At 57.8% G+C, this 9,775-nt stretch carries 10 protein-coding genes and 5 tRNA genes; 7 read left to right on the forward strand and 8 right to left on the reverse strand.

The genetic code is table 11. From position 1 onward, the window contains the following. The first annotated feature begins 75 nt into the window (after nucleotides 1-75). Both ABGT74_RS01280 and ABGT74_RS01285 read left to right on the forward strand, forming a co-directional pair. Complete coding sequence (locus ABGT74_RS01280) at nucleotides 76-573, forward strand: sigma-70 family RNA polymerase sigma factor (RefSeq protein WP_346704137.1); 498 nt, start codon at nucleotides 76-78, stop codon at nucleotides 571-573. A gap of 3 nt (nucleotides 574-576) precedes the next feature. Beyond that, nucleotides 577-1,959: a DUF4179 domain-containing protein gene (locus ABGT74_RS01285; RefSeq protein ID WP_346704138.1), complete on the forward strand. Its 1,383-nt coding sequence runs from the start codon at nucleotides 577-579 to the stop codon at nucleotides 1,957-1,959. A gap of 90 nt (nucleotides 1,960-2,049) precedes the next feature. On the opposite strand, the gene ABGT74_RS01290 is transcribed toward ABGT74_RS01285, so the two are convergent. The 3 genes from ABGT74_RS01290 to ABGT74_RS01300 all read right to left on the reverse strand — a co-directional run bounded on the left by ABGT74_RS01290 (nucleotide 2,050) and on the right by ABGT74_RS01300 (nucleotide 5,231). Beyond that, complete coding sequence (locus ABGT74_RS01290) at nucleotides 2,050-2,745, reverse strand: hypothetical protein (RefSeq protein ID WP_346704139.1); 696 nt, start codon at nucleotides 2,743-2,745, stop codon at nucleotides 2,050-2,052. A gap of 130 nt (nucleotides 2,746-2,875) precedes the next feature. Continuing rightward, complete coding sequence (locus ABGT74_RS01295; RefSeq protein ID WP_297284403.1) at nucleotides 2,876-4,549, reverse strand: HAMP domain-containing sensor histidine kinase; 1,674 nt, start codon at nucleotides 4,547-4,549, stop codon at nucleotides 2,876-2,878. Beyond that, nucleotides 4,533-5,231: a response regulator transcription factor gene (locus tag ABGT74_RS01300; RefSeq protein ID WP_297284404.1), complete on the reverse strand. Its 699-nt coding sequence runs from the start codon at nucleotides 5,229-5,231 to the stop codon at nucleotides 4,533-4,535. Before ABGT74_RS01300 ends, ABGT74_RS01295 begins: the two co-directional genes overlap by 17 nt. A 176-nt stretch (nucleotides 5,232-5,407) precedes the next feature. Here ABGT74_RS01300 and ABGT74_RS01305 point away from each other — a divergent pair. The 5 genes from ABGT74_RS01305 to ABGT74_RS01325 all read left to right on the forward strand — a co-directional run bounded on the left by ABGT74_RS01305 (nucleotide 5,408) and on the right by ABGT74_RS01325 (nucleotide 6,073). Continuing rightward, a tRNA-Gly gene (locus tag ABGT74_RS01305) sits at nucleotides 5,408-5,481 on the forward strand. Between the two features lie 33 nt (nucleotides 5,482-5,514). Further along, nucleotides 5,515-5,591: transfer RNA gene (locus tag ABGT74_RS01310), tRNA-Arg, on the forward strand. A gap of 141 nt (nucleotides 5,592-5,732) precedes the next feature. Beyond that, nucleotides 5,733-5,809 (forward strand) — tRNA-His (locus ABGT74_RS01315). 76 nt (nucleotides 5,810-5,885) lie between these two features. Continuing rightward, nucleotides 5,886-5,960: transfer RNA gene (locus tag ABGT74_RS01320), tRNA-Gln, on the forward strand. A gap of 37 nt (nucleotides 5,961-5,997) precedes the next feature. After that, nucleotides 5,998-6,073, forward strand: a tRNA-Lys gene (locus tag ABGT74_RS01325). A gap of 161 nt (nucleotides 6,074-6,234) precedes the next feature. On the opposite strand, the gene ABGT74_RS01330 is transcribed toward ABGT74_RS01325, so the two are convergent. The 5 genes from ABGT74_RS01330 to ABGT74_RS01350 form a co-directional block, all read right to left on the reverse strand. Then, the gene (locus tag ABGT74_RS01330) at nucleotides 6,235-7,566 is read right to left on the reverse strand and encodes an N-acetylmuramoyl-L-alanine amidase (protein ID WP_346704140.1); all 1,332 of its coding nucleotides are present in this window, start codon (nucleotides 7,564-7,566) and stop codon (nucleotides 6,235-6,237) included. Beyond that, complete coding sequence (locus tag ABGT74_RS01335; protein ID WP_346704141.1) at nucleotides 7,563-8,048, reverse strand: phage holin family protein; 486 nt, start codon at nucleotides 8,046-8,048, stop codon at nucleotides 7,563-7,565. Before ABGT74_RS01335 ends, ABGT74_RS01330 begins: the two co-directional genes overlap by 4 nt. Nucleotides 8,049-8,122: 74 nt before the next feature. Beyond that, entirely contained in the window at nucleotides 8,123-8,530 is a 408-nt protein-coding gene (locus ABGT74_RS01340) for a hypothetical protein (protein WP_346704142.1), read from the reverse strand. Continuing rightward, nucleotides 8,527-9,246: a hypothetical protein gene (locus tag ABGT74_RS01345; protein WP_346704143.1), complete on the reverse strand. Its 720-nt coding sequence runs from the start codon at nucleotides 9,244-9,246 to the stop codon at nucleotides 8,527-8,529. The genes ABGT74_RS01340 and ABGT74_RS01345 overlap by 4 nt, the downstream gene beginning before the upstream one ends. A gap of 12 nt (nucleotides 9,247-9,258) precedes the next feature. Beyond that, the coding region (locus ABGT74_RS01350) for a hypothetical protein (protein ID WP_346704144.1) at nucleotides 9,259-9,775 on the reverse strand (517 nt) is incomplete at its 5' end.

Genomic DNA, 9,775 nt, shown 5'->3' on the forward strand with positions numbered 1-9,775 from the left:
TTTCTTCTTCTCCGGGAACAATCCCCCGCCTCCGTGCATCCTTAGAGTGTCCGGACAACGAGACGAGGTGATACGATGGAAATGATACTAAGCCAGACACAGGACGACGCACGTGAGCGCTTTGCCGCCGCTGTGACGGCGCACCGCCGCGCGATGTACCGTGCCGCCCGTGCGCTGCTTTCGAGCGACGCGGACGCGGAAGACGCGGTGAGCGAAGCCATCCTGCGCGCGTGGCAAGCCTTTGGGCGGCTGCGCGACGAAAAAGCCCTCAAAGGCTGGCTGATAAAAATAACGGTCAATTGCGCGCACGAACACCACCGCAAAACCGCGCGGGTGTCCTATACAGACGATTTGGAGCCGCTTGCGGGCGGCGCGGAGGACAGGCACGACTTTACACTGTGGGACGCGGTCTGCGCCCTGCCGGAAGACTACCGTGTGGCAACCGTACTGTTCTATTACGAGGATATGACAACCGCCGAAATCGCAAAAGCGCTCGGCATACGCGAAGGGACGGTGCGCAGCCGCCTGTCCCGCGCGCGAAACCGTTTGCGCACGCTGCTGGAGGAGGAATGAGATATGACATTGGACGAAAAGCTCAAGGCACGCGCACAGCGCGAAGGCAGCCCGGTTCCCGGGGGCTTTGACGAGCGCATGGACGCGCTCTTGCATGACCTGCCGGAGCAGGTGACCCCCATCAAAAAGCGCCGCGCACCGCGCACCGCCGTCTGCATCGGCATTGCCGCCGCGCTGGTGGTTGGGGCGGCAGCGGCAGCGCCGACCGTGCTGGAAATGGCACGCAACGCCATCGGCTACTTTGCGCAAAACAGCGGCTCTGAGTATGCGGAATATCAGGGCAAGTATGAGAAATACAACGCCGCCGTCGGCATGAGCGACACAAACGGCGACCAAACGCTGACGATCGACAATATTGCCGTCGACGACAGCTATATGCTGGTGTTCTATACACTCAAAAGCAAAACACCGATCGAACTGGTGGGAACGGATGAGGACCCGCAAAGCTGGCGCGCCAACTGGACAGCACCTACCTTCTTTGCTGAAGTCAACGGCAAACAGCTCGACACGACCGGTGCAATTGAAAACGAAGCGACCATGCCGGACGAATACACGCTGACCGGCGTGCGCCGCATCGTACTGAAAGAGGCATTGCCCGACCAGTTTGATCTTTTGCTTTATGACGGCGGCTCGAGTGATATCAATGACGCGAACTTCCAGTTTGCAATGTCGGTGGATAAGAGCGCGGTCGCAGTTGAAACGCTGACTGTTGAGCCGAAGCAGGATTTCACCGTCGATTTTTCCACCGAATTTGACGGACAAACCTATCATTTGCACTACGAACCGCGCATTGAGCGCGTGTCCATCTCGCCATTCGGCTCGACGATCACGCTGAGCGAACAGGCAGAGGATCCAATGACCAACTTTGTCCTGCGCGATGACAAGGGCAATTACCTGCCAGTGATTTCGAACGGCAGCGTCGGCGGTGGTATCGGCCGAGCGACCAACAGTTTTGAATTCCTCGGCGCGAATCTGGATACCCAATCGGTCACGCTGATCCCCTGCATTGTCCCGTATCGCTCACACGAGGTCAAGGGCGCGCTGGACAGCCTGCCGCTGACCGATAGCAGCGCAGGCGGCTATACGCTCGAAAGCCTTGACATTGACGAGCACCGCGCGGTTGCGACGTTCTCTTTCCATGGCCCGATCACGAAAAGCAACGCGCAGTTATCCCTGCTGCTCGCAGACGGTACCACGCTCGACCGTCTGACGGACTGCTTCATAGATTATACCTATGACCGTGAAAACGGCCTGTGCATCACGACGATCGAATACCCTGACGCGACACCTGAGCAGATCGCACAGATCACCGGTGTATCCTTTTGGCAGCCGGACGATGATCTCACACTGCTCGAAGATCAGGCGGTCACCATCGACCTGCAATAATATGAAAAAGCCACCCGAACGGGTGGCTTTTTACATCGGATAAGCAGCAGGCAACAAAAAAACAGCCGATGGAAAATCGGCTGTTTTCTCTTATGCCACAGACTGGAACTGGCTGGGGGCTTGCTCCCCCTGCTGCTGATACAGCTGCGCGGCTTTTTCCTGCCGCGTCGTGGTGCGGGTCGTGCCACCGGAGACGTAAACCCTGCCGCATTCCGGACAGATTGCGGTGTGGATCGTGACCGACTGGCTGACCACTTCCCGTCCTTCCTGCTGCGCCTTGGACTGCTCACGGCTTACATGCTCCTGCTCATGACTGCGCACAGCGGAAGCTGCCGCCTCAGGTGCAATATTGGTGGGCGTTTTATACGAAACGCCGGGATCATCCGAGCCATCCTGATATTTGCGCTCCTTACAGGTCTGGCACTCGCTTTCCGCCATGACCTCCTGCGCAGATTTGGCTTCCGACGCGGCCTGTCCCTCCGATGCTGCCGCATCCCCGGATGCGTTCTGTCCGTTCTCATCGGCGTACTGAATGCGCCCACGGACAGCCCACTCGACCGGGTCGACGCCTTCTCTCTGAAACGGGAGTTGGGGGCTCTCCTGCTCCGATGCGGCCTGCGTGTTGTCCGGCTGCATTGATGCCACTGCCGGCACGGGAGAAACCGCTGTGGTCTGCGCAGGGGTAATACCATTGACCGGCTCCATGCTGCGCGCGCTAGCCGCCCGATCCAGATACGCAGACGAATATGTGCTGCCACCCCATTCTGCTGCATTGAAACCAAACATGTTTCTCACCCTCCCTACGCTTTATTTCTTGATATTATCAGTTTACCGCATTTTCCTATCATTCTCAAGAAAAATCTGCGCAGAGAGGAAAAATCATCATCCATCCGATTGATGCATGAACCACGTCCGGTCACGTCTTGCCAAACCGAAACCAAAACCGCGGCCCGGCGGGTGTGTTTTCCGCACCGTAGGTGTAACCATGCAAATCAAACACGGTTTTGGCAATCGACAACCCCAGTCCATCACCCTGTTTGCTTCGCGCGGGCTCTGCCTGATAGTACGGCTCCCACAGACGCGGCAGCGCGGCAGACGGGATGGCCTCACCTGTGTTAACAACTGCGCACACACCGTTCTCGATGCGCACCGTGATGCTGCCATCCGGCGGGGTGTGCTGCACCGCATTCTCGAGCAATGCGTCGAACGCACGGGTAAGCAGCGCGCGGTCGGCCTTGGCCTCATCTGGTCCATCCACCACAACCGACGTATGCAGACAGCTGTCTGGCGGGACGGCAGCATCCAGCCGCTCGCGCGCGAGGGCGGAGAGAGACACCTGCTCGCGCCGTAGGGCTTTCGCGCCAGCCTCCAATCGAGACAGTTCAAGCATACGCCGCACGCTGCCATCCATGCGCTGTGCCTGCTGCTGGATGACATCCAGATAATGCGCGCGCTTATCCTGCGCCATATCGTTTGATAACAACTCTGCGGTCGCGGACAGTACAGACAGCGGCGTTTTGAGTTCGTGCGCAAGCGCGGCGGTTGTGTCGCGGCGCGCCTGCTCGACGCGCGCTTGCTTGCGCCACACACGCAGCAGGGCGAACGCGAGGATAGCGGAAAACAGCACCGCCAGCGCGAAGCTGAAGCCGTAGACCGGCACCAACGTCGGCAAGCACTCTTTGATCGGATATCCTTCCGATGCATACTGTACGACAAGATAGCCTTCCGGCGCTGCCGCGGTCTGCACCACCAGGTGTCGGTACATGGTGACCAGCCACGGTTTGACGCTCTCCTGATAGCCGCCCGTACCCTGCTGCGGCGTGGTGACCCATTCACGTAGCACTATACGGCGCGGATTGGAGACGCTGTCTATCTGTTCTTCAAAGGGCGTATCCACGTTACCTGGCATGGTCGCACGGTCTACCCGGAAGGTTTGCAGTTCGATGCCTGCAAACTGTTCCGCATCATACTCACATTCAACGGTCTCGTTTTTAAGCTGTGTGTCCTTACTGTTGTAGCCCCGATATTCTACCCGGATGGTCTTGGGATAGATTCTGTTGTCCACCAGCCAGCCGTCAACCGTGACGTTGCCGAATATACCGGTATGCCACATCACGTCATCGTTCCATCGCATAATGGCCTCATACACCCGTTTGGGCTGCCCTGCCATTACGATTTCATAGGTTGGCACTCCTATGCCTGTATTGATGAGTTCTTCATACTCTTTGTCGAGATACGCCCGCAGCCAGCCGCTGTCATCCTGCAAAATTTCGTCATCCGCCGCCAGCACAGCGGTCTCTGTGATCGTCGTTCCCACATAATCGTCCAAATACTTATCATTAGCAAACGGGGAATACAGCCAGTCTTTCAGATTTCCTCCCTCTCCGCTGTTCGGATACCCTTTCAGCTGAGTCGTGAGCCAGTCATTATAAAAATACTTCAGGTTTTCCTGCATGGCAGCATGCATCTCCTGTGCGGTCTGCCAGCCCAACAGCAGGGTAAATCCCGCCATGACCACCAGCCAGAACGCGAGGAACCCCGCGCCCACGCGCCAAAAGAAGCTCCAGAAATTCCTATGCGTGCTTTTCATCTCCATCCACCTCCAATTTGTAGCCTTGCTTGACCACGGTTTTGATGCAGCCCGCATACGTGCCGAGTGCGCGGCGTAGCTTCTTGATATGACTGTCTACGACGCGGTCTGTGCCGTCAAAATCCCAGCCCCACGCAAGATTTAACAGCTCATTGCGGGTCAGCACGCGGTTTTTGCGCTCCATCAGCGCCCGCAGCAATGCAAACTCCTTGGGCGGCAGCGAAACCGGCCGCCCACCCGCCGTCACCATGCCGCGCGCGGGATCAAGAACAAGCGCACCCGCCGTCAGCATGTCCCCCTGCGTCAGCCCCTTGGCACGCCGCAACAGCGCCTGCGCCTTAGCGTACAGCACCGCCAGCGAAAACGGCTTTACAACATAGTCGTCCGCGCCGAGGCCGTAACCGTGCAGCTTGTCCTGCTCGTCCTCGCGCGCTGTCACGAACAGGATGGGCACGTCGCCCTGCTGCCGCGCCGCGCGGCACAGCGCAAAGCCGTCCGTCCCTGGCAGCATCACATCGAGCAGCAGCAGATCGAATGTACGCTGCTCGATCATGGCAAGCGCGGTATTGCCGTCCGCAGCTGTCTCCACTCTCCATGCCCCACCGCTCTTTTCCGTTAAGTAGTCGGCAACCACCTCTCGCATTGCCGCTTCGTCCTCTGCCAATAAAATGGTGTAGCCCACGCTGCATCCCCCCTCTGTGCTTTCAGTATACCATGCGCATATGCCCTTTTGATGACGTGCCAACCGCTTTTCGAAAATACTCGATGCAGCCGTTAAAATTTTTGCAAAAGAAAATGAAAAAATATGTTGACAAAAAGCCCATTCATTGTTATACTGTTTAAGCGTCAGAAAAACCCGCGGGTGTAGTTCAATGGTAGAATGTCAGCCTTCCAAGCTGAACACGTGGGTTCGATTCCCATCACCCGCTCCACAATTTCAGGCGTCGGGTTGCCGGAATTGATATGCGCCAGTAGCTCAGCCGGATAGAGCAACTGCCTTCTAAGCAGTAGGCCGGGGGTTCGAATCCCTCCTGGCGTGCCAAGATTCTTCGCAGGCATGGTCAGGGATTCGAAAGGCGGCTCTTACAAACAATCCGGTGGATTGTTTGAACCGCCGTGGCTTTTCCGCAGAAAAGCGAATCCCTCCTGGCGTGCCAAATTTCCGCTGGCGAAACAAAATATGGTGGGTATAGCTCAGTTGGTTAGAGCATCGGATTGTGGTTCCGAGGGTCGAGGGTTCGAATCCCTTTACCCACCCCATATGACCCTATGACGCGCTGCCTCACGCAGCGCGTTATGCTTAGGGTACGGCCTGTCTTTTTGATTCAACGGATACAGGGGCGTCGCCAAGCGGTAAGGCATCGGCCTTTGACGCCGACATTCGCTGGTTCGAATCCAGCCGTCCCTGCCACTTTTTATCCGATCCGGCATTCCTCACGCATCAATATGACCCAGTAGCTCAGTCGGCAGAGCACCTGCCTTTTAAGCAGGGTGTCCGGGGTTCGAATCCCCGCTGGGTCACCAACATTTAAGCCATAAAGTCATTGACTTTTTGGCTTTTTTGTTTGTTTTTACAACGGATACAAGAAAAACCCTCTCTTGCCCACACAGAGCAAAAGAGGGTTTTATGCGGTATTTTAGGGTGTTTGGTGTGTCACCTGATGTGTCACCTAATTATTGCACCGTTATTTCATTGCGTTCGCCAGCTTGATGACCAGTTCCGTGCCGTATTCATACGCCAGCAGGTACTGCATGGTTTCCGCGGCAAGGCCAGCCGTGCGCTGCACCTTCGTGATTGCCGCCTGCACCTCTTCGTCGGTCTCAAACGCATCGTCCGGCTTCTCCTCCGGCTCATCATAGGCCAGACCCAGCGTATCGAGAACACCCTTCGCGTACGCCACGCCAAACGCCTGCTGCTCGGCCAGCGTGTCGGCCTGCGCGGCGTCCGCCTTGGTATCCACGAACACACCCTCGCAGATGACTGCCGGTGCGACCGTCTCGCGGATGAACGCATAGTAATCGCCGCTGGTGCCCTGACGGGTCTTGACGCCGCGGCTATTCTGACCCATGGCCTTGACATGCTTCTCGATGTTCTGCGCAAGCGTCTTGCCCGTGCCGCCGTGGATGGTGTGGAACACCTCAAAGCCGTCACCGCCGCCAGAATTATTATGCACGTCGATCGCCAGATCAGGCGCGTAGGCGTTGCACTCCGTGACCTCCTGACTGACTGTGTCGTTCTCGTCCTTGGTGCGGGACATGCGCACGTCCACTCCGTAAGCCGTCAGAAAATCGCGGCACGCGGTCGCCATCGTGAGGTTTACGTCCTTCTCCACCAAATAACCGACCGCGCCGGGGTCGCTTCCGCCGTGGCCAACGCCGATAAATACCTTTTTCTTGCCCATAGGTTTCTCCTCCTTGTTTTTCTTTCTCATACATACTACGCTGCACACCGGCCTGCCGTCCGTGCCCTCCTTCTCCGGGGCGAATAAGTAGCCGTCGCTCGTACGGTACATACCGGTGCTGCCGCCCGCGTCCTGCACCAGCAGCAGTTTGATTGTGTACCGCCCAGCGGCGTACCGCGCCACCTGCTCCTCAGTGCAACCGTCCGAGGACTGCACAACGATGATGCGTCCGCCGGCCAGCACGCCGATCATGTTGCGGCTGCGGAAGGTTCCCTTGTCCAGTCCGGACAGCACCACGCCGTCCCGCACGGCAACTTTCACGCCCGCAACCACGTTGCCGGGGCTGACGGTCAGATGCTCGGCCGTGCCGCCGTAACCGCAGTCCACGTTTTTGGCCTTGAGGTACTGCAAGGTGCGGCCGCGGATCACGCCGTACTGGTCGCTGCCGCTGCCGGTCATGTTGAACAGGCAGAGGTTGTACACCACGTCGGCCTGCTCCTCCGCCGCCCATGTTTTGAGCGTCTTGGCGGGCTTGCTGGCCGCGCCATAGGGCGCAGCCGCAAACCAGATGTCATATTCTTTTGGGTCGTAAATATCGCAACGAATGCTGTTCATGGTTCCTCGTCCTCCTCCGACTGCGGCAGGATTTTGCCGCCAGTCTCTTCCACCGCATCCTTTGCCGCGTCCACCACGCCCGCGAGCCACTTGGGGCACGGCGCGCCAAGCGCCACCGCATTTTCGATGATGCTGCCAAGCTCAGTCAGGATGTACCACACGACCACCACCGGGCAGATCAGCACGGTGTAGTCAAACGGCAGCACGATGCCCGGCAGATGTGCAAGCATCATGCCAAGCAGCAAGTCAGCCGCTCCAGCCACCGCCACCACGACAATGCAGGCCAGCTTATGTAAAATGCCTTTGCGCGCGGCCGCGCTCGACCAGCTACCCGTGTACATCGCTGCCATCGTACCCGTCGCATAATCTGCCACCATGCAGGCGACAAACAGCAAAACCACCCAGCCAAACCAGCCCCAAAGGGCGGTCAGCACAGCCACAGCCGCCGCGCAGGCGGCCTTGATTTCGGTTACTCGATCCATTTTTGTATCTCCTTTCTCACTTCCACGCCCCGTGAGGGCGCTTTTTTACGTCCTTTGGTCAACCCGGCAAGAGATCACCTCCCCCGCCGGTGCGCAAGCCATGATGCCAGCCGGTGCAGGGCATTCTCAAGCCACACCGCCGCCGCGCTGAGGAAAAACCACGCGACCGCAAATTGCAGACACACCTGCCCCCAGAGGTTCAGCGGCATGTCGGAATAGTCCCAGACATTCCAGCCCAGCCAGCGGTTGACGACCAGCCCCACCAGCAGCTCGAGCGCGGTCACGATGACCGCGCCTTGCAGCATCTGCAACCACAGCGGCGGGTGCTCCTGCCACTCGTCCAGCAGGCCGATGAGGGCAAAGCACACCCCGCCCAGCACGCCCATGCTCCAATGGGTGTACCCGCGCCACAGGGTTTCAATGCCCATGTAAGTAACGCCGCCGATCACGGCGAGTACAATATGTAACAGCAGTTTTTTCACGTTACAGCCCCCGTTTCTGCTACCGCGCCCGCCTGCATCAGAATCTCCTGCATGTGCGCCGCGAGATCCTCCGGCAGCTCTGCGCCATAGGTGATGCCCGCCAGCTCTGCCGCATCCGCGCGCCTGATCCATTCAAACAGGTGGTTGCAGTAGGTTGTGTGATAAATGATATGCGCAACACTGGCCTGCGCAATCGCTTTGATCTCCTCCGCCGTAAAAATGCGGCAAAGTGTGTCATCTGTATGGTATAGGTAAACAGCTGCACCCTTGTCAATTTCATTTTTTGCGGTTGTCAGGTTGATCTGGTCTTTCTCCGTCAGCGAGAAATGCTCTGTGCCCTGCGTGGTCTCCACATCCATGCCCGCATAGATGGCGGCCTCGCTAGCCGCAGACACTTCAGCGTGCTTGGCCGCGCGCTTGTCCTCCAGAGAAACCGGGTCGGGGTGCTCGGCCTCCCACGCGGCCAGTTCCTCGGCGGACGCCCCCTCGCCCCATGTTTCCGCGTCCTCGTCCCAGCGGGGCTTGACGAATCCAGTGCCGCCTACTTGCATTTTGATGCCCGGCGGCGGCGCATCGAGCAGACGTTCGCCAGCAGTGAGTGTGTAGCCTTGCACCTTCTCCGCGACTTCGACCGCCTCGCCCTGTTCCATCAGCACAAGGACAAAGGTCTTGTATGCGCCGTCCACACCGACAACGCAGCAGTGTTTATAGCTCATTTTGCTCACCCCTTATTTTTCCGCCACAAAAGAGCAACTAATTGCAAGATTTTGTAATGAATTTGATGTGTAGCAGACATTCGTAATGCGTCCATCAGGGAAAATAGCAACGCTTGACCCTACATATTCCTTTCCGCTCGTAAGGCAGAGGCCGGGAACGTACATCAAACTTTTAGGTCTGAATTCCTCCGGAAGTGTTGCGACCTGTTTATTGGTTCCGGTAAACGGCTCAGAACCACCTAATAAAGATAATATAGTTACAACTCCATCCTTTGTTTTGAAATAGTAGCCTACCGCACTAAATCCATCTACCGGTGCTAATTGATATGTGTTTGGGCTTTGTTTCTGTTCAAGCAATTCTGCCGCAACGGTCGTTTCTGTCCAGTGTTCCGCGTTCCACGCCTCGCCGCTCGGTATCGGGGTATTGCACTTGTGCAGCTTTCCGCCGTGCGTGCAGTAGTCTCCCACCGCGTAGCTGCCCTCTGGGTCGTATGCCGCAGCCGCCGCGACGGCCAGCAGCACCAGCTGG

The organism is uncultured Agathobaculum sp. (genome assembly GCF_963927765.1).
Lineage (GTDB): Bacteria > Bacillota > Clostridia > Oscillospirales > Butyricicoccaceae > Agathobaculum.

Excerpts from the sequence above, each read along its gene's own strand:
- ABGT74_RS01280 (WP_346704137.1), top strand. The coding sequence starts at position 76 with ATGGAAATGATACTAAGCCAGACACAGGACGACGCACGTGAGCGCTTT.
- ABGT74_RS01285 (WP_346704138.1), top strand. The coding sequence starts at position 577 with ATGACATTGGACGAAAAGCTCAAGGCACGCGCACAGCGCGAAGGCAGC.
- ABGT74_RS01290 (WP_346704139.1), bottom strand. The coding sequence starts at position 2,745 with ATGTTTGGTTTCAATGCAGCAGAATGGGGTGGCAGCACATATTCGTCT.
- ABGT74_RS01295 (WP_297284403.1), bottom strand. The coding sequence starts at position 4,549 with ATGAAAAGCACGCATAGGAATTTCTGGAGCTTCTTTTGGCGCGTGGGC.
- ABGT74_RS01330 (WP_346704140.1), bottom strand. The coding sequence starts at position 7,566 with ATGAACAGCATTCGTTGCGATATTTACGACCCAAAAGAATATGACATC.
- ABGT74_RS01335 (WP_346704141.1), bottom strand. The coding sequence starts at position 8,048 with ATGGATCGAGTAACCGAAATCAAGGCCGCCTGCGCGGCGGCTGTGGCT.
- ABGT74_RS01345 (WP_346704143.1), bottom strand. The coding sequence starts at position 9,246 with ATGAGCTATAAACACTGCTGCGTTGTCGGTGTGGACGGCGCATACAAG.